Source organism: Pseudomonas pseudonitroreducens (genome assembly GCF_021603645.1).
GTDB classification, from domain to species: Bacteria; Pseudomonadota; Gammaproteobacteria; order Pseudomonadales; family Pseudomonadaceae; genus Pseudomonas; species Pseudomonas pseudonitroreducens.
Map to the genome: position 1 here is coordinate 324,094 of NZ_BQHJ01000002.1, position 18,536 is coordinate 342,629.

Genomic DNA, 18,536 nt, shown 5'->3' on the forward strand with positions numbered 1-18,536 from the left:
GACCGGACTGAAACTGTGAACAGAAAGGAGGCATGATTCCCGCCTCCCTGTTGTTATCGGAGATTTCGGGCAAGACTATAGGCCGAAAACACTAAAAACCAGTTCGGCGCCTCACGCATGTCTAAGCAAGTGCTTCATCCAGAGCGTCTCAAGGCCTGGCTTACCCAGCTGGAAGATCTGCCTTTGCCGGTTCCACTGGAACAGCGCGATGACATTCGCCGGGCGCTGAACGACAGTCGCCGCTCGATCCGGGACATTTCCGAACTGCTGCAGGACGCACCAACGCTGGCGTTCGCCATCCTGCGCGAAGCCAACCGCGTACCCAGTGTGCGGGACAATCCGGCGGAAAGCCTGGAAGTGGCCCTCAATCGCCTGGGGCTGGCACGTGTCACCCAGTTGCTGGATAGCCTGCCGGCGATGCCGGAAGCACAGATGCCCCGCGCGCTCAGTCAGTTGCTACTGATCAGCCGCCATGCCATGCAGCAGGCCAGCGGCCTGTTCGCCAACCGCCTGGCGCGGCTCTGGCAGGAAATCCACTGGGGCAGCCTGTTCACCCTCGCGCCGTTGTGGGCGCTGGCCACCGCCAGGCCGGAGCTGATGGAGAACTGGCAGCGCCAAGTCTACGGCCTGGGCCGCTGCAGCAGCGAAGTCGAAGCGGAACTGCTCGGCACTCCCCTGCTGCCGTTGTGTCGCGCGCTGGCCGACAGCTGGCGACTGCCGGACTGGGTCGGCCAGGGCTACGCCCTGCTCAGCGACGACAAGCGCCTGCTGGTGCGCGCCCTGCACGTCGCCCACACCGAACATGAGCCGCTGGGCCAGCAGCAGCGCCTGGATGCCGACCCGGAACTGCAACGCTGGCTGACCCGCCCGGCCAACACCATCCTCCTGGCCAACAGCATCGCCATGGCCGCGCACCAGTCCTGGGGCGGCGTGCACATGCTGCGCTGGCAGCGCCTGACCAGCCTCTACCTGCAGATGCCGCTGGAAGAGTTGCAACAGACCGTCCACGCCCTCGCCGCGCAGAGCGCCCGTCACCACGCCCGTCCGCTGCTCTGGCACCCGGCCGAGGCGCTGCTGTGGCCCTGGGAGGCGCGCCGCTGGCTCAACGGCCCGAAGGCTGCAGAGCCGGCCAAGGCGCCGGATACGCTGGCCGAATGGCGCCAGCACTGTAGCCGCCTGATGCAGACGCCCAGCCCGTTCGGCAACGCCGTACAACTGCTCGACTGCGCCAGCGACGCCCTGCAGGCCTGCGGGCTGCAACGCGGGATGATCCTGCTGGCCGACAAGGGTGGCAGCTGGCTGCAGGCACGCCGGCACTTCGGCCTGGACAGCGAGATTGGCGACTTCAAGCTGGAAGTCGCCGCCAGCCCGGTGCTGCGCAAACTCCTGCAACAACCCGGGCAACTGCGCCTGAGCCCAGCCAACATGGCCGAGTTCTCGGCGCTGATCCCCGGCTCGCTGAAGGCGCTGCTGCCCAGCGAACACCTGCTGCTGCGCTCGCTGGGCAACGGCGCGCGGGTGGTCATGCTGGTCGTCTGCGACCGCCTAGGCCAGCCACTGGCGGACTTTCACGCCCAGGCCTTCGGCCGCACCGTGCAGTGCATCGAGCACGCGGTGAAGCAGATGGCGAGCGGCTCGTGATCCGGGAAAGGTTTGCGCCCCGCCTTCCGCCCTTTAAACTAACCGCCCTCACGGGGTAGCCCAGGGCACGCGCTCACGTTGCCTCCCCCACCTTTTTTGCCGGGAGTCTCCGCCATGTCCGCCTTCTCCGCCCTGCCCCTGGTGATCGAACCGGCTGACCTCGCCAGCCGTCTCGATGCTCCGGAACTGATTCTGGTCGACCTGACCAGCGCCGCGCGCTACGCCCAGGGCCACATCCCCGGCGCCCGCTTCGTCGCGCCCGCGCGCACCCAGCTGGGCGGCACGCCGGCGCCCGGCCTGCTGCCGGCCAAGGCCGACCTGGAGGCGCTGTTCGGCGAACTGGGCCACAACCCCAATGCCGTCTATGTGGTCTATGACGACGAGGGCGGTGGCTGGGCCGGCCGCTTCATCTGGCTGCTCGACGTGATCGGCCACGACAACTATCACTACGTCGACGGCGGCCTGCATGCCTGGCTCGCCGACGGCCTGCCGCTGAGCGAGGACGTCCCCGCCGCGGCCGGCGGCCCGCTGCCGCTGACCCTGCACGACGAACCCACCGCCACCCGCGAATACCTGCAGAGCCGCCTGGGCGCCGCCGACCTGGCCGTCTGGGACGCCCGCAACCCCAGCGAGTACAGCGGCCAGAAAGTCCTCGCCGCCAAGGGCGGGCATGTGCCGGGCGCCGTCAATTTCGAATGGACCGCCGGCATGGACCCGGCCCGCGCCCTGCGCATCCGTACCGATATGCCGCAGATCCTCGAGGACCTGGGCATCACCAAGGACAAGGAAGTGATCACCCACTGCCAGACTCACCACCGCTCCGGCTTCACCTACCTGGTGGCCAAGGCCCTCGGCTATCCGCGGGTCAAGGGCTATGCCGGTTCCTGGTCGGAATGGGGCAACCATCCCGACACCCCCGTAGAGGTTTAAGGAATGTCGTTCAAAGATCGTCTGTTCATCCTCGCCCAGTACCTGCTGCCGCATCACCTGCTGTCGCGCCTGATCGGCTGCGCTGCGGAATGCCGCGCACCCTGGTTCAAGGACCGTCTGATTCCCTGGTTCGCCCGTCGCTACCAGGTGGACATGCGCGAAGCCCAGGTCGAGGACCTGCGTGCCTATGAGCACTTCAATGCCTTCTTCACCCGCGCCCTGAAAGACGGCGCCCGGCCACTGGACGAAAGCGCAGGCGCGGTGCTCTGCCCCGCCGACGGCGCCATTAGCCAGCTCGGCCCGATCGAGCACGGCCGCGTGTTCCAGGCCAAGGGCCACAGCTACAGCCTGATGGAACTGCTGGGCGGCGACGCCGAGCGCGCCGCGCCGTTCATGGGTGGCGAGTTCGCCACCGTCTACCTGTCGCCCAAGGATTACCACCGCGTGCACATGCCACTGGCCGGCACCCTGCGCGAGATGGTCTACGTGCCGGGCCGACTGTTCTCGGTGAACCAGCTGACCGCCGAACAGGTACCGGAACTCTTTGCCCGCAACGAGCGCGTGGTGTGCATCTTCGACACCGAGCGCGGGCCGATGGCCGTGGTGCTGGTGGGCGCGATGATCGTCGCCTCCATCGAAACCGTCTGGGCCGGCCTGGTCACACCGCCCAAGCGCGAGCTGAAGTCCTTCAGCTACGACGAAGCCGCACGCGCGCCGATCCACCTGGAGAAAGGCGCCGAACTGGGCCGCTTCAAGCTGGGCTCCACCGCCATCGTGCTGTTCGGGCCCGAGCAGGTCAGCTGGGCGGAAAACCTCGCCGCCACCAGCGCCGTACGCATGGGCGAACGCCTGGGTGGCGCGCGCCAGGGCTGACGCCCGTTTCTATAAGGCGGGCGGCCAATGAGCTGCCCGCCGCTGCTTTCCGCCTCATCGTGTTAGTTCTCCTGCCATGAAACGCTTCCTGCACCTGATGGGCTGGCGTGCCAACGCCACCAGCCATCTTGAAAAGTGGCTCTCCGCAATCGGAGCGCTGTGCGGCATCGCCGCTATCTACGCCGTCACCCACTGGGTTCTGCCCAGCGAAGCGGCCATCTGGGTCGTCGCCTCCATGGGCGCCAGCGCCGTGCTGCTGTTCGCCGTACCCCATGGCGTGCTGTCGCAGCCCTGGGCAGTTCTCGGCGGCCAGGTACTCTCGGCCTGCGTCGGCGTCATCTGCCAGAAACTCTTTCCCGGCCAGCCGTTCACGCCCGCTCTCGCGGTCGGCGCGGCGATCCTGGTCATGCACTACGCGCGCTGCATCCATCCACCGGGCGGCGCTACCGCGCTGGCAGCGGTTTCCGGCGGGCCAGCCATCACAGCCCTGGGCTTTCACTACGTGCTCAGCCCGGTACTGCTCAACGTGGTGCTGATCCTCGCGGTCGCCGTGGTCTTCAACGGTCTGTTCGCCTGGCGTCGCTATCCCGCGCCGCTGGCACGCCTGCCCGCCACGCCGAAGCTGCCCGCCGGCCCGGCGCCCGAAGACCTCTACCACGCGCTACGCAAGATGGATTCGTACATCGACGTGCAGTTCGACGACCTGCTGAAAATCCTCCAGCTGGCCCAGGAGCATGCCCAGGCGCAGCGCCTGACGCCGGACGACATCCTGCTCGGCGCCTGCTACAGCAATGCCCTGAGCGGCGACGCCTGGGCCGTGCGCCAGGTGATCGACGACCATCCGGACAAGCGCAGCCGCCAGGACCAACTCGTCTACAAGGTGGTCGGCGGCGCCGGCAAGGGCAATACCGGCGTCTGCCGGCGCCAGGACCTGCTCGACTGGGCCGCGCATCCGGTGCTCGCCCAGGGCGACGGCTGGGTACGCAGCACGGCGCAGGACTCGGCGAAGAACGCCCTGCAACGGCAGATCAAAGGCGAGACCGCTCTACCGTGACCTGTCCGCGCACCATCCGGGCGATGGGCTGCGGCGGGCGGCGGATGCTGCTAGAGTTCGGAAAAAGCCGACAGTTATGACCAACCGGTTCGTACAACGAGCCGGCTTGTGGAGAAACGATTGCCACCATGGACAACAGTCCCCAGCAGTTTCTACGTGTCCCCACCCCGACGCACGAGAGCCTGAGCTTCTGCAACGCCAATGCGCGTGAGCTGAAAAACTGGCTGGATCACCTGCCCAAGGCCAACCTCGGGGAAACAGCCCGCCAGCTTTACCAGGGGCTGATCGAACTCAACCAGCTCAAGCTGCCGGTCGAGACGCGCCTGCAGTTGCTGGAACTGTTCCGCCCGGAAGTCCACTTCGTCTGCCATAACCTGGAACGGCACTTCCTCAACCAATCCATCGTCCTCGACGAGCGCCCGCGCAAGGTCGCCAACCTCTGCCAGGCCCTGCAGAACCACCTGGCCATCGGCTACAAGCTGATCGTCGTACGCGAAGCTTCGCGCTTCACCCGCGAGCGCGCCCAGGTCACCACCGCTGCTATCCAGCGCGCCATCCGCAGCCTCTGCGGCCCGCTGGTGCGCGCCTCGCAGCTGTATTGCCCGGTGCCGGAAAACCTCTGGCTGGAGCTCCACCAGCTCTACCAGCTTGCCCGCCAGCACGGCCTGCAGCACACGCCGGTGCGTGATGCCCTGGCGCGTCAGTCCCAGGGGCTGTCCATCGAACAGTCCTACCTGGTGGCGCTGATGCTCGGCTCCGCGCGCTGCAACCAGATGCGTCAGAACAACATCGCCCGTGTCGCCGAAGTCCTCGAGGGCTGGACGGCGCAGGTGAAAGTCCAGGCCGCCGATGCGCCCTCCACCCTGTTCGTGGTGGTGCCGCAGGTCGACGGCCCGCCGCGCTACCGCACCCTGTTCAAGGAAAGCGACCTCGCCGGCAGCCTCGGCATCGACCCGCAGCCGCTGGTGGACCTGATCCGCGAGTACCTCCTGTTGCCGCCGGAAAGCCGCGCGCAGGCGCGCCTGAAGGTTCCCGAAGGCGTCAGCGTCGACCTGCTGCAGCACCTTGCCGCGGCCTGGGGCGATATCGCCGAACGCACCTTTCACCGCACTCCCGGCCAGGGCCAGCTGACCCTGTGCATCGGCATGAGCGCCCTGCATTACTTCCTCGCTGGCCGCAGAAGCTTCAACGACGTGCTGAAGATCCAGGTGCAGGAACAGGTACCGGCCTTCAAGGCCGACGTGAAGGATGCCTGGTCCGGCGCCTTCGACGCGCAGAAGGTCAACGACTGGCAGCCCGGCATGCCGCTGGAGGAAATCGAGTACACCGCACCGCGCGCCAACGACGACAGCGGCCTGAACGTGGCGCAGGAATCCCCGCGCGACGACTACCCGGTGTTCACCCTGAACATCGTCAACCACAGCCCCGGCGGCTACTGCCTGACCTGGCCGAAGGATATCCCCAGCCAACTGCAGGCCGGCGAGATCCTTGGCATCCAGGACACCCCGGAGCACAGCTGGAGCGTCGCCGTGGTGCGCTGGATTCGCCAGGTCCGTGGCGGCGGCACGCAGATGGGCATCGAGCTGATCGCTCCGCTCGCGCAACCCTGCGGCCTGCAGTTGCTGCGCAAGACCGAACAGGGCAGCCAGTATCTGCGCGCCCTGCTGCTACCGGAGATCGCCGCGATCTCCCGCCCGGCCACCGTCATCACCCCGCGCCTGCCGTTCCAGGAAGGCAATCGCGTGCAGCTCAACCTGCAGGGTGACGAGCGTCGCGCTACCCTGACCCGCAAGGTCACCGCCACTGCCAGCTTCACCCAGTTCGAATACCAGGCGCAGGATGCAGCCGGCACAGCGAGCGATAAGCCCATCACAGCACCGAATGCTCGCGGCGCTGGCGGGGAGGAAGACTTTGACTCGCTCTGGAAGTCTCTGTAGATTCCAGGCGATCCCCTTTCGTCGCCTTTTTGCTGCCGTCCAGCGCGGTATAAGCAGTCTTCTCCATGGCCAATGAAAAGAAAACCATCCGCCTGCTGATCCTGGAAGACTCGCAGAACGAAGCCGAGCGCCTGGTCAGCCTGTTCCGCAACGCCGGTCGTGCGACCCGCGTTCACCGCATCACCTCCAGCGAAGACCTGACGGACATCCTGTCCCAGGGCTGGGACCTGCTGATTGCAGCCCCCGAAGCCGAGGCGCTGGAGCCGAGCGAAGCGCTCAGCACCATCCGCCGGCAGGCCAAGGATATTCCCTTCATCCAACTGGTCAGCGGCAACGACTCCGATGCCGTCACCGAGGCCCTGGCCCTCGGCGCGCAGGACGCCCTGCCGCAAGGCGAGGACGAGCGGCTGATCCTGGTGGCCAACCGCGAGCTGGCCAACCTCGAGGAGCGCCGCGCGCGGCGTGCCGCCGAAGTCGCGCTGCGCGAAGCGGAGAAGCGTTGCCAGTTGCTGCTGGACAGTTCGGTCGACGCCATCACCTACGTCCACGACGGCATGCACATCTACGCCAACCGCGCCTACGTCGGCCTGTTCGGCTACGAGGATGCCGAGGAGCTGGAAGGCATGCCGATGATCGACCTGATCGCCGGCTGCGACCAGGCCAACTTCAAGGACTTCCTCAAGGGCTATCAGACCACCGAGGACAATGCCGACCTCGCCTGCAGCGGTATCCGCAGCGACGGCCAGGCCTTTGCCGCGCGCATGACCTTCTCGCCGGCCACCTATGACGGCGAGCCGTGCATCCAGGTGGTGATCCGCGCCGAGTCGGACAACGCCCAGCTCGAGGAAAAACTCCGCGAAGTCAGCAGCCAGGACCTGGTTACCGGCCTGTTCAACCGCGCCCACTTCCTCGACCTGATGGACACCGCCGTGGAGCGCGCAGTGACCGCCGGACAGCCGGCGACCTTCGCCTACATGCTGCTCGATCGCGCCCAGGCCCTGCAGCTGGAACTCGGCGTCGCCAGCATCGACCTGCTGCTGGCGGACCTGGGCAACCTGCTGCGCGGGCAGTTCCCGGAGCAGGCGCAACTGGCCCGCCTCAGCGACGACGTGTTCGCCGTGCTGTTGCCGGGCGAAACCCCAGAGCAATCGGTCCCGCGCTTCAACGCCCTGCTGAAGAAAGTCGAAGGCCATCTGTTCGACATTCATGGCCGCACCGCGCAGATCACCCTGTCCATCGGTACCGCCGGGCTCGACGAGAAGACCACCCGCGCCCAGGAAGTCATCGAGCGCGCCCACCGCGGCGCCGATGAAATCGCACAGAAGGACGGCAACGGCCTGAAGGTTTTCAACCCGGCCGACGAACTGGCTGCCGCCGCCTACCGTGGCGACATCAGCGCGATCATCCGCCAGGCGCTGGAGCAGAACAGCTTCCGCCTGCTGTTCCAGCCAATCATCAGCCTGCGCGGCGACACCCACGAGCACTATGAAGTACTGCTGCGCCTGCTCAATCCGCAGGGCGAGGAAGTGCCGCCGGCGGACTTCCTCAATGCCGCCAAGTCCAGCGGCCTGGCCGAGAAGATCGACCGCTGGGTGCTGCTCAATTCCATCAAGCTGCTCTCCGAGCATCGCGCCAAGGGGCATGAGACCAAGCTCTTCGTGCACCTCTCCGGGCCCAGCCTGCAGGACCCGGAACTGCTGCCGTGGCTGAGCGTGGCGCTGAAGGCCTCGCGCTTGCCGGCCGACGCGCTGATCGTGCAGATCAGCGAGCCGGACGCCATCGCCTACCTGCGCCAGGCCAAGGTGCTGAGCCAGGGCCTCGCCGAGCTGCACTGCCAGGTCGCGCTGTGCCAGTTCGGTTGCGCACTCAACCCGTTCAACACCCTCAAGCATATGAACGTCGACTTCGTGAAGGTCGACGGTTCCTACGTGCAGGACCTGAACACGGCGGAGAACCAGGAAAACCTGAAGACCCTGATGGCCAGCCTGCACGCCCAGGCCAAGCTGACCATCGTCCCGATGGTGGAAAGCGCCACCGCGCTGGCCACCCTGTGGCAGGCCGGCGCCAACTACATCCAGGGCCGCTACCTGCAGGGCCCGAGCCAGGCGATGGACTACGATTTCGCCTCGGACGAGTAAGCGGAAGTTACGGCGGAGCTCCAGTATTGGGGTTGATCGATCGCGGACAGAGTCCGCTCCTACCCCCGGCCTGAGCGTAGGAGCGGACTCTGTCCGCGATTGGGTTGGCTCCACGCCGAACCATCCGTAGCATGCGAAAACAAAAAAGCCGCCCCTTGGGGCGGCTTTTTTGCAGCGACAACTCAGCGCTGGTCAGGCACCTTCGCGATCGCGGAAGCCGAGCAGGTAGAGGATGCCATCCAGCCCGAGGGTGGAGATCGCCTGCTTGGCCGACTGCTTGACCAGCGGTTTGGCGCGGAAGGCCACACCCAGGCCGGCCAGACCGAGCATCGGCAGGTCGTTGGCGCCGTCGCCCACGGCAATCGTCTGCTCCAGCTGCAAGCCTTCCTTCGCTGCCAGCTCGCGCAGCAGGTCGGCCTTGCGCTGGGCGTCGACGATGGGCTCGATGGCCACGCCGGTCAGCTTGCCGTCGACGATCTGCAGCTCGTTGGCGAACACATAGTCGATGCCCAGCTTCGCCTGCAACTGCCTGGCGAAGTAGCTGAAGCCACCGGAGAGAATGGCGGTCTTGTAACCCAGGCGCTTGAGCTCGGCGAACAGGGTCTCGGCGCCTTCGGTCAGGCGCAGCGAGGCGCCGATCTCTTCCAGCACGTCTTCGGAAAGCCCCTGCAGCAGCGCCAGACGCTCCTTGAAGCTGGCACGGAAGTCCAGCTCGCCACGCATGGCGCGCTCGGTGATCTCGGAGACCTGCTCGCCGACGCCGGCGGCCTTGGCCAGCTCGTCGATCACTTCGGCCTCGATCAGCGTCGAGTCCATGTCGAACACCGCCAGGCGACGGTTGCGGCGGAACACCGAGTCCTGCTGGAAGGCGATGTCGACGTTCAGCTCCTGGGCCACGCTGAGGAACTCGGCGCGCAGCGCCACAGGGTCGGCCGGTTCGCCACGCACGGAGAATTCGATGCAGCCCTTGCCCTGGTCGGCCGGCATGTCCAGCGGCATGCGCCCGGACAGGCGATCGATCTGGTCGATGTTCAGGCCGTACTTGGCGGTGATCGAGCTGACCCGCTGCAACTGCTCGGCGGTTACCCGGCGAGTCAGCAAGGTGACGATGTGGCGCGGCTTGCCCTGGCCACCGACCCACTGGCGGTAGTCGTCTTCGGAGACCGGCGTGAAGCGCACCTGCTGATCGAGTTCGTAGGCCGTGAACAGCACGTCCTTGAGCACCGAGGAAGCCCGCTGGTTATCCGGGATTTCCACCAGGATGCCGAAGGAAAGGGTGTCGTGGATTACCGCCTGGCCGATATCGAGGATGTTCACGCCACCCTGCGCCAGGACGCCGGTAATGGCTGCGGTGAGGCCGGGGCGGTCTTCCCCGGTGATGTTGATCAGGACGATCTCGCGCAAGGCGCTGTCTCCGCCATGGAAAAAAGGCGCTCATTCTACCTGCTTTCAGTGCCTGCGGATGCTCCGCTCGCCCGCCCGCGCAGCGCCACCGCCGATCGGAATGCACGGTGGATCGGTGCGGCACGCCGACTTTCGCCGCCTTGACAGCGCCTGCGGCGCTTTGCCCCCCGGTAGGGCCTCGTTATACTGCCCCGCATCTGCCCTAGAGAAGACCGAGCCCGCTGTGACCCGGCCCACCTCCGTCAAGCCCGACAATTTCTTCCTGCTGCTCTTCCACGCCCTGCGTCAGCGCCGCGTGCCGATTGCCCTGCGCATCGCCGTCCACAGCTTGCTGTTGGTGGCCACGGCCCTGGTGATCTATGCCTGCGTGATGGGCCTGCAGTTCAAGCAGGCCATGCAGCAGCAGGCCGACGCCCTCGGCCAGAGCCTGACCACGCAGACCGCGCAGTCAGCCACCGAGTTGCTGGTGTCCAATGACATCCTCAGCCTCAACGTGCTGCTCAACAACCTGACCAAGAACCCGCTGGTGGCCCACGCGGCGATCTACAGCGTGGACAACCGCATCCTCGCCGAGTCCGGTACGCGGCCCAAGCAGGGCCTGCTGGGCGACGCCGAAGGCCTGTACTCCACGCCCATCACCTTCCAGGAAGTCATCGCCGGCCACCTGCGCATCAGCCTCGACATGCATCAGTTCGAGCAGCCGATGACCGTCAGCCTGCAGAGCATGGGACTCATCAGCCTGATCCTGTTGCTGCTCACCCTGACTTTCGGCCTGCGCCTGGGGCGGCAGATTTCCACACCCCTGTTACAACTTCGCGTCTGGCTTCGCGATCCGGACGACAGCGCGCCGGGCGCCGGTCTGCAGAACGAGATCGGCGATCTCGCCCGCCAGCTGCAAGCTCGCCTGGCGCCGGAGAAGCCGCCGGCCCCCGAGCCGGTGGTCAGCGCCCCCGCGCCGCGCGCGAAAGCGCCGGCCAAGGCCGGCAAGCCCGCTGCCAGGGAGCCGGTGCTGGAAGCCAGCGGCGCCACTGACGAACACGAATTCGACGAGAACATCTTCTCCGACGACGAGCTGCTCGCCCCCGCCGCACGCCGCAAGACCGACGCTGAAGACGACTTCCCCGAGGAAGAATTCGAGGCGGTGACGGAAGAGGAAGCCGAGGACGAAATCGGCGTCGAGGAAGAAGAACCCGAAGCCGAGCCGGAGCCGGTTTCCGCCGGCACCAGCGCGGTGCTCGCCGTACAACTGGGCGCCCAGGAACAGCTACGGCGCCTGCCGCGTGCGCGCCTGGTCGACCTGCTGGAACGCTACCGCGACTGCCTGGAGCAGGCCGCGCGCCTGTACAAGGGCACGCTCTACACCCTCAGCGACGGCGGTAGCCTGATCCTTTTCCACAGCCGCGACCAGGACGAGGAGTTCCTCACCAATGCACTGTGCTGCGGCGAGCTGATGCGCGCCCTCGGCCACGCCCTGCAGATCGAGGTTGCCGACAGCGGCATCACCCTGCAACTGCAGCTGGGCCTGGTGCTGGGCGAAGACGTCGCCGACCTGGAACAGGCCGAACTGCTGCAGGATTCCTCTGCCCAGGACGCCCTGGCCCTCAGCCAGCACAGCCGCAACCTGCTGCTGGTGGAAAAATCCATTGGCGACGACGAGAAGGTCCGCGAGCGGGCACGCATCCGCCCCATCGCCAGCCCGGAAAACGCCTGCTGCGTGGAATGGCTGAAAGAGCCCTATCCGTCCATGCTGGAGCGCCAGCTCTCGCGCATGCGCGCCCTGCGCACCACCTGACCCCCAATAGAAAGAGAGGGGGTCGCCAGGCCCCTCGTGGAACGGACTCCATGACCACCCTGATCACTCACCCCCTGCCCGTGCTGGCAGTGGGCCTCGCGCTTGGCTCGCGCCTCATTGCGCCGCGACTGCTGCTCGCCGGCATGCTGGCCGCCTGCCTGCCCGACCTCGACGTGGTCGCCTTCAAGCTGGGGATTGCCTACCACGATGCGTTCGGCCATCGCGGCTTCAGCCACTCCTTACTGTTCGCGGCGTGCATGGGTGTGCTCGGGGCGCTGGGCTGCCGCCTGCTGGACAGCGGCCCGCTGAAAGCCGGCCTGTGGATCGGCCTGGCGACCGCATCCCATAGCGTGCTGGATGCGATGACCGACGGCGGCCTGGGCGTCGCGTGGTTCTGGCCCTGGAGCGAGCAGCGCTACTTCCTGCCGCTGCACCCCATCGAGGTTTCGCCCATCGGCCTGTCGCGATTCCTCAGCCAACGCGGGCTCGACGTGCTGCTCTCCGAGGCGCGCTGGGTCTGGTTGCCCTGCCTGGGTGTGGCGCTGGCCGGCATCGGCATGCGCCGCCTTCTCCGCCGGGACGCCTGACTCAGCGCTTGCCGAGCTGCGCCTGGACCTGGTCGAGCAGCGAAGCCTGCGCTCCCGGCAGTGGCAACTGCGCGCTGTAGCCGTGGAAACTGGCGAACCGCGCCTGGTAATCCAGCTCGAGCTGGAAGCGGTTATCCCAGCCGGGCGAATCTTCCGGCATCAGTTGATCGCAATCATTCAGCGCCTGCAGCGACTCGCAGGGCTTGTACGCCTGCGGGTAGACCTGGCGCTTCCAGAGCACCCACGGCGACAGCGACAGGCCGGCGAGGCGATTGCGCCGCAGGTCCAGCTCCAGCAACTGCAGCAACCCGTTGCCGCCCAGGTACTGGTGCTGGTAGTCGACCATTACCATGTCCACGCTGTGTCCCAGGTCATTGAGCATCCGCGTGTGCACGGCGCCGTCGGCATGGGCGTTCAGGGTGAGGAATATCTGGTCGTTGCGGCGAATCAGCCGGTCCCATAGCAGCGCTCCGCTGGCATTGTCCTCGCGGGACAGCTCAGCCATGCCGTTGGCACCGCGTTGCAGGATGCTGTGCGAAGCGAGGATCACCGGTACGTGCGGATGTTCGTCAATGACACTCTGTGCCCATGCCAGAGTCGCCTCTGAAGGGCTCCAGTCCAGCGCCAGCAGCAGGAACGACTGGCCGTAGCGCTGGAACAGATGCACCTGGCTCAGCCCCTTTGGATCGCTGCCCACATAGGTGCTCTGCCAGGCGGCGCGCTCGGGGCCGAAGTGGTCCTTGAAGCGATCGAGGAAGGAGCGACGGTCATCCGTGCTGGCCTCCTCATGCACGTCACGCTCGCCCGTGGCGATGCTGTAGGGCACGCCGCGCTCTTCCAGCGTGCGCATGGCGCCACTGGCGGTCTGCCACTGGGTGGCGACACCGGCGTTCTCCACCACGTCGCCGAGGTGGACCACCAGCGGAACCTGCAGCAGCTCGGCATGCTTCGCCAGCCAGTAGGTCTGGGCGAAGAACGCCAGTGCCGGCTGGTACGGCAGGTCGGGGAAGCGTTGCTCGCTGCGGAACAGATGGCGCTTGCGGTGGTTGTTCTCCGCATAGAACTGGGTGTCCGGCAGCAACGGCAGGACGAAGCTGCCGCCGCCGGAGACGATCTCCAGGGGCGGCAGGGGGTGCTGGCGGAAGAATGCCTGGTCCCGTTCGACCACGTCCTGGGTATCGGAGTCGTCGCAGCCCCCCAGCAGCAGGCAGCAGGCAAGTAGGGAAGTCAGTACTTTCATCACGGATTGGAGCCCACTCCGGGGAGGCGCAGCAGGCGGTAGGTGTCGTTGTCGAAACGGCCTTCGAACAGCGCTTGCGAGGCCCCGGGCAGCGAAGCGGCAATGCGCTGGGCATCACGCGCCTGGATCATCAGGTAGAACGGGCCGCTCTGCGCCGCCAGTTGCTCCGGGCTGTCGAGGAACAGCGGCTGCAAGTCGCGGTCGAGGTTGACCATCAGCTTGATCGCCCGCGCGTCCGGCCCCATGCCATAGAGCACCAGCGGCGCAGGCTGCGTATCGAGATGGCGGGCAAGCTCGCGGGAAAACGCCTGGCTGTCGTACAGACGGTGCTCCACCGGTTCGAAGACCAGGATGAAGCTCGCCCACAACGCCAGCGCCGCCAGCAGCGCCAGTTCCGCCGACCGGCGCCAGCGCAGCGCGCCAGTTGCCAGCAATGCCGCGAGTACCACGACGCACGCCGGCAGGTGCCAGCCGAGCGCGGCCAGCTCCTGTGGATAACGCTTCCAGACGAACCACAACCCGGCCAGCAGAAGCGCCGGCAGCGACAACCAGAGCAAACGCAGCAGCCCGCGCAGCACCTGCGCCAGGCGGCTACCGGCGATCATGAAGGGATATCCCGCGATGACGGCCGCCAGGGGCGCCACGGCGATGATGTAACGCGCCTTCTTTGCCTGTGGGACCGACAGCCCGAGCATGACGACCAGCCCGGCCAGGGCGCAGCCCGCCACCAGGCGGAAGGCCGGCTCACGGCGCTGCTGCCAGAACAGCGCGAGGACCGGCAGCGCCAGCGGGAAGGCCAGCGCGTAGTTGCCCAGGGAGCTGCGGAAGTAATACAGCGCATCGCTGGAGCCGGCGGAGCCATCCAGGCGACCGATCACCTGCATCCGCAGGACATCCTGGACGAACGCCTCGCCGCCCACGGAGCGTGCCAGCGCGATCAGCGCAAATACACAAAGGATCAGCAACACCAGCGCGCTCGCGGAAAAGGCGAACAGGGACTTCCAGCGCCGGTCCAGCAGCAACTGGCTGCACACCATGCCCGCCGGCACCACCAGGCCAAGCGGGCCGCGCAGGGCGAATCCGATGAACAGCAGTGGCAACAGCCGCAGCAGAAGACCCGGCACGCTGCGGCGTTCGGCGTGGAAGGCAAGGTAGAAGGCCAGCAACCCCACCGCGGCCACCATCAGGTCAAGGGAGACGGCACGCGTCTCACTGACGAAGGTGGCCGTCAGCAGCAGCATCGCCACGCTGATCAGCGCCCAGGAGCGGGAGAACGGCGCCACCAGGCGATACACCACGCCAGTGCAAATAGACGCTGCCAGTGCGGTGGGCAACCAGGCGGTGAGCTCCGTGACCCGCCCCAGCGGCAGCGACAACAGGTACGTCAGGAGGGTCGCGGTGGCCGGGTAGTCCGGATAGGGCGCGCCGTAGGTGGTCGGGAACCAGCTCGGCCCGTGACGCAGCATTTCGCGGGCGAACAGGACGAAGCGCGAGTCGAAGCCGACAAAGGCATCGCCCTGCACGCCGAGCAGAAACAGCACCAGCGCCGCCAGCATCACGCAAAGCGTCTGACGACTCAGGGCGGATTCCGCCTGAACACCGGAGGTAGGAGGGAATGACGACACGCGCGAGTCTCTCGCAGGCCCTGCGCGGAAACGTCCGGACGCCACCAGCCTGCACAAGCGCCCGTAGATACCACGGAGGCCGTCAAGAAGATGTCAAAACCGGCCACGGCAGAAGCAAAACGGCCCGCAAAGCTATGCTCTGCGGGCCGCGGCTGTGTCGATCGGCGCGAGGTGACCTAGAAGCGGTAAACCTCGACATCGGTGCGAATCGGCACCACCAGCGGGATCTTCGGCCCTTCTTCCTTGGGCTTCGCAGCCTGCTCGGTATTGGCGACCTGCGGCTTGCGCGGCGGCGCGGCCTGTTGCTCGGCAACGGCGGTCGCCACCGGACGCACGTCACGGGCCAGCTGGACCGACAACTTGCGCAGCAAGTCGCCCTGGGCCCGCACCTGATCCTGCACGCTGCCCGAATGCGCCTCTTCCTCGCGGAACACACGGCTGTCGCGCAACTCGCCCTTCTGGTCGAGCAGACGCCAGCGCGCCTCCAGCACCGCCGGCTCCTTGGGGCCAGAATCCAGGCGACTGATGGTCAGCATGACCTGCACCTGCGGGGTGAAGCCGGGCTTCTCCGGGAACAGCGCCAGGCGGGTGCTGTCCAGCTCGCCCGAGAGCAGGCGCATCAGCTGCTGGCTGACATTGGTCTCCAGGCTGCCGGCCCAGCGGGCTTCGGTGGAGAGGTTGAGAATACCGTCGGCCTGGCGCTGGACCATGGTCTCGCGCTTCAGGTAATCGGCCAGGGATACCGGACCGAGCAGTACAGCGACACCGTTGTCACGGGTCGGCACAGGAACCGCACCCGCATCCAGTTGGTACAACTGGGTCGGCCGGTTCACTGTACAGCCCGTCAGCCCGAGGAGGCTGACGAGGGAAAATAAGGCCAAGACGCGCCAAGCGCTCATCTGGATCACCGTCATTCGCCGAAATTCGGCGCTACTTCCAACAAATTTCACTATAGCTTCAGGCGGCACGCGGAGGCGCCGGTAGCCAAAGGGACGTATCATCCCTCAACCGGCGCCTCAGCTCCAGAGGCAGAATGTATCGAACCGCGTTTCAATCCTGAGACAGCGATTCTACCAGCAAGGCATCCACTCGCTGGAAACCGCGCGGCAGTTTGTTGCCACGACGCCCTCTTTCACCCTTGTAGTGCTCCAGATCGTCCCCTTTGAGAGACAGCGTGCGCTTGCCGGCCTGCAGCACCAGGGTGGCGCCCGGCGGCAGCACGGCGAGGTCGGTGAGGTATTCCTCGCGGCTCGCCACGCGGTCGCCCGGCACGCTGATGATCTTGTTGCCCTTGCCCTTGGCCAATTGCGGCAGGTCGGAAACCTTGAACAGCAGCAGGCGGCCTTCGGTGGTCACGGCGGCGATCCAGTCCTGCTCGACATCGGCGACCGGACGCGGCGCCATCACCTGCGCACCGTTGGGCAGGCTGAGCAGGGCCTTGCCGGCCTTGTTCTTGGCCTGCATGTCCTCGCCCTTGGCAACGAAGCCGTAACCGGCGTCGGAGGCCAGCACATACAGCGCGGTGTCCTCCGGCAGCAGCACCCGGTCGAAGGTCGCGCCCGGCGGCGGCGTCAGGCGGCCGGTCAGCGGCTCGCCCTGGCCACGGGCCGACGGCAGGCTGTGGGCGGCCAGTGAGTAACTGCGCCCGGTGGAGTCGATGAATACCGCGAACTGGTTGGAACGACCTGGCGCGGACGCCTTGAAGCCGTCGCCGGCCTTGTACGACAGACCGGTGGCATCGATGTCGTGGCCCTTGGCGCAGCGCACCCAGCCCTTTTCGGAGAGCACCACGGTCACCGGCTCGGTGGGCATCAGCTCGGTTTCCGACAGCGCGCGGGCTTCGGCACGGGCGACGATCGGCGAGCGCCGGTTGTCGCCGTAGGTCTCGGCGTCGGCGACCAGCTCGTCGCGCACCAGTTTGCGCAGCTTGGCGCCGGAGCCGAGGATCGCCAGCAACTTGGCGCGCTCCTTGGCCAGCTCGTCCTGCTCGCCGCGGATCTTCATCTCTTCCAGGCGCGCCAGCTGACGCAGGCGGGTGTCGAGAATGTAGTCGGCCTGCAGCTCGGAGAGCTCGAAACGCTGCATCAGGACCGGCTTGGGCTGGTCCTCGGTGCGAATGATGTGGATGACTTCGTCGAGGTTGAGGAAGGCGACCAGCAAGCCTTCCAACAGGTGCAGGCGCTTCTCGACCTTGTCCAGGCGGAATTGCAGGCGGCGGCGCACGGTGTCGGTACGGTAGGTCAGCCACTCGCTGAGCACCTGGCGCAGGTCCTTGACCTGGGGTTTGCCGTCCAGGCCGATGACGTTCATGTTCACCCGGTACGAGCTTTCCAGGTCGGTGGTGGCGAACAGGTGGGTCATCAGCTCTTCGGCATCCACGCGGTTGGAGCGCGGGATGATGACGATGCGGGTCGGGTTCTCGTGGTCCGACTCGTCGCGCAGGTCGGCGACCATCGGCAGCTTCTTGGCCTGCATCTGCCCGGCGATCTGTTCCAGCACCTTGGCCCCGGAGACCTGGTGCGGCAGCGCGGTGACCACGATGTCGCCGTCCTCGACGCGGTACACGGCGCGCATGCGCACCGAGCCACGGCCGGTTTCGTAGATCTTCTGCAGGTCGGCGCGCGGGGTGATGATTTCCGCCTCGGTGGGGAAATCCGGGCCGGGCACGTGCTCGATGAGGTCGGCGACAGTCGCTTGTGGCTCGTCCAGCAGGCGAATACAGGCGGCCGCCACTTCGCGCAGGTTGTGCGGCGGAATGTCGGTGGCCATGCCCACGGCGATGCCGGTGGTGCCATTGAGCAGGAGGTTGGGCAGGCGCGCCGGCAGCACGGCCGGCTCGTCCATCGTGCCGTCGAAGTTCGGCACCCAGTCCGCGGTGCCCTGGCCCAGCTCGGAGAGCAGGGTCTCGGCATAGCGCGACAGGCGCGCTTCGGTGTAACGCATCGCGGCGAAGGACTTGGGATCGTCCGGCGCACCCCAGTTACCCTGGCCGTCCACCAGCGGGTAGCGGTAGGAGAACGGCTGGGCCATCAGCACCATGGCCTCGTAGCACGCCGAGTCGCCGTGGGGGTGGTATTTACCCAGCACGTCACCGACGGTACGCGCCGATTTCTTGTGCTTGGCGTCCGCGTCCAGGCCCAGCTCGCTCATGGCATAGACGATACGCCGCTGTACGGGCTTGAGGCCGTCGCCGATATGCGGCAGGGCGCGGTCCATGATCACGTACATGGAGTAGTTCAGGTAAGCCTGTTCGGTGAAGTCGGCCAGTGACCGGCGCTCCACGCCCTCCAGACTCAGATCGAGGGTTTCGCTCAT

13 protein-coding genes are annotated in these 18,536 nt (G+C 66.7%); 8 read left to right on the forward strand and 5 right to left on the reverse strand.

The features are described from left to right. Window positions 1-117 precede the first annotated feature (117 nt). The 6 genes from L6D89_RS05685 (at window position 118) to L6D89_RS05710 (ending at window position 8,573) form a co-directional block, all read left to right on the forward strand. Window positions 118-1,641 carry an HDOD domain-containing protein gene (locus L6D89_RS05685; protein ID WP_236199035.1) on the forward strand — a complete coding sequence of 508 codons (1,524 nt, stop codon included), beginning with the start codon at window positions 118-120 and terminating at the stop codon, window positions 1,639-1,641. 114 nt (window positions 1,642-1,755) lie between these two features. After that, window positions 1,756-2,571 carry a thiosulfate sulfurtransferase gene (gene rhdA, locus L6D89_RS05690; RefSeq protein ID WP_236199036.1) on the forward strand — a complete coding sequence of 272 codons (816 nt, stop codon included), beginning with the start codon at window positions 1,756-1,758 and terminating at the stop codon, window positions 2,569-2,571. A 3-nt stretch (window positions 2,572-2,574) separates the two neighbouring features. Beyond that, a complete protein-coding gene (gene asd / locus L6D89_RS05695; protein ID WP_236171284.1) occupies window positions 2,575-3,444 on the forward strand; it encodes an archaetidylserine decarboxylase in 870 nt (289 codons plus the stop codon). A 76-nt stretch (window positions 3,445-3,520) separates the two neighbouring features. Next, window positions 3,521-4,498: an HPP family protein gene (locus L6D89_RS05700; protein ID WP_236199037.1), complete on the forward strand. Its 978-nt coding sequence runs from the start codon at window positions 3,521-3,523 to the stop codon at window positions 4,496-4,498. Between the two features lie 128 nt (window positions 4,499-4,626). After that, window positions 4,627-6,435 carry a molecular chaperone gene (locus L6D89_RS05705; protein WP_236199038.1) on the forward strand — a complete coding sequence of 603 codons (1,809 nt, stop codon included), beginning with the start codon at window positions 4,627-4,629 and terminating at the stop codon, window positions 6,433-6,435. Window positions 6,436-6,500: 65 nt separating this feature from the next. After that, on the forward strand, window positions 6,501-8,573 hold the full coding sequence (locus L6D89_RS05710; protein WP_236199039.1) for an EAL domain-containing response regulator: 2,073 nt from the start codon (window positions 6,501-6,503) through the stop codon (window positions 8,571-8,573). 192 nt (window positions 8,574-8,765) lie between these two features. On the opposite strand, the gene serB is transcribed toward L6D89_RS05710, so the two are convergent. After that, on the reverse strand, window positions 8,766-9,977 hold the full coding sequence (gene serB, locus L6D89_RS05715; RefSeq protein WP_236199040.1) for a phosphoserine phosphatase SerB: 1,212 nt from the start codon (window positions 9,975-9,977) through the stop codon (window positions 8,766-8,768). Window positions 9,978-10,200: 223 nt separating this feature from the next. Here serB and L6D89_RS05720 point away from each other — a divergent pair, with 223 nt between their 5' ends. Together L6D89_RS05720 and L6D89_RS05725 are read left to right on the forward strand one after the other, a co-directional pair. Beyond that, window positions 10,201-11,769 carry an AhpA/YtjB family protein gene (locus tag L6D89_RS05720; RefSeq protein WP_236199041.1) on the forward strand — a complete coding sequence of 523 codons (1,569 nt, stop codon included), beginning with the start codon at window positions 10,201-10,203 and terminating at the stop codon, window positions 11,767-11,769. A 50-nt stretch (window positions 11,770-11,819) separates the two neighbouring features. Further along, window positions 11,820-12,356 carry a metal-dependent hydrolase gene (locus L6D89_RS05725; protein WP_236199042.1) on the forward strand — a complete coding sequence of 179 codons (537 nt, stop codon included), beginning with the start codon at window positions 11,820-11,822 and terminating at the stop codon, window positions 12,354-12,356. Window position 12,357: 1 nt separating this feature from the next. Here L6D89_RS05725 and L6D89_RS05730 read toward each other — a convergent pair whose 3' ends face one another. The 4 genes from L6D89_RS05730 to parC form a co-directional block, all read right to left on the reverse strand. Next, a complete protein-coding gene (locus L6D89_RS05730) occupies window positions 12,358-13,596 on the reverse strand; it encodes a metallophosphoesterase family protein (RefSeq protein WP_236199043.1) in 1,239 nt (412 codons plus the stop codon). Continuing rightward, window positions 13,596-15,152 carry an ArnT family glycosyltransferase gene (locus L6D89_RS05735; RefSeq protein ID WP_236199283.1) on the reverse strand — a complete coding sequence of 519 codons (1,557 nt, stop codon included), beginning with the start codon at window positions 15,150-15,152 and terminating at the stop codon, window positions 13,596-13,598. Before L6D89_RS05735 ends, L6D89_RS05730 begins: the two co-directional genes overlap by 1 nt. Before the next feature lie 245 nt (window positions 15,153-15,397). Further along, window positions 15,398-16,120 (reverse strand): PqiC family protein, encoded by a 723-nt coding sequence (locus tag L6D89_RS05740; protein WP_236171275.1) that lies wholly within the window; start codon window positions 16,118-16,120, stop codon window positions 15,398-15,400. A 151-nt stretch (window positions 16,121-16,271) separates the two neighbouring features. Continuing rightward, window positions 16,272-18,536, reverse strand: coding sequence for a DNA topoisomerase IV subunit A (gene parC, locus L6D89_RS05745; RefSeq protein ID WP_236199044.1), 2,265 nt, complete (start codon window positions 18,534-18,536; stop codon window positions 16,272-16,274).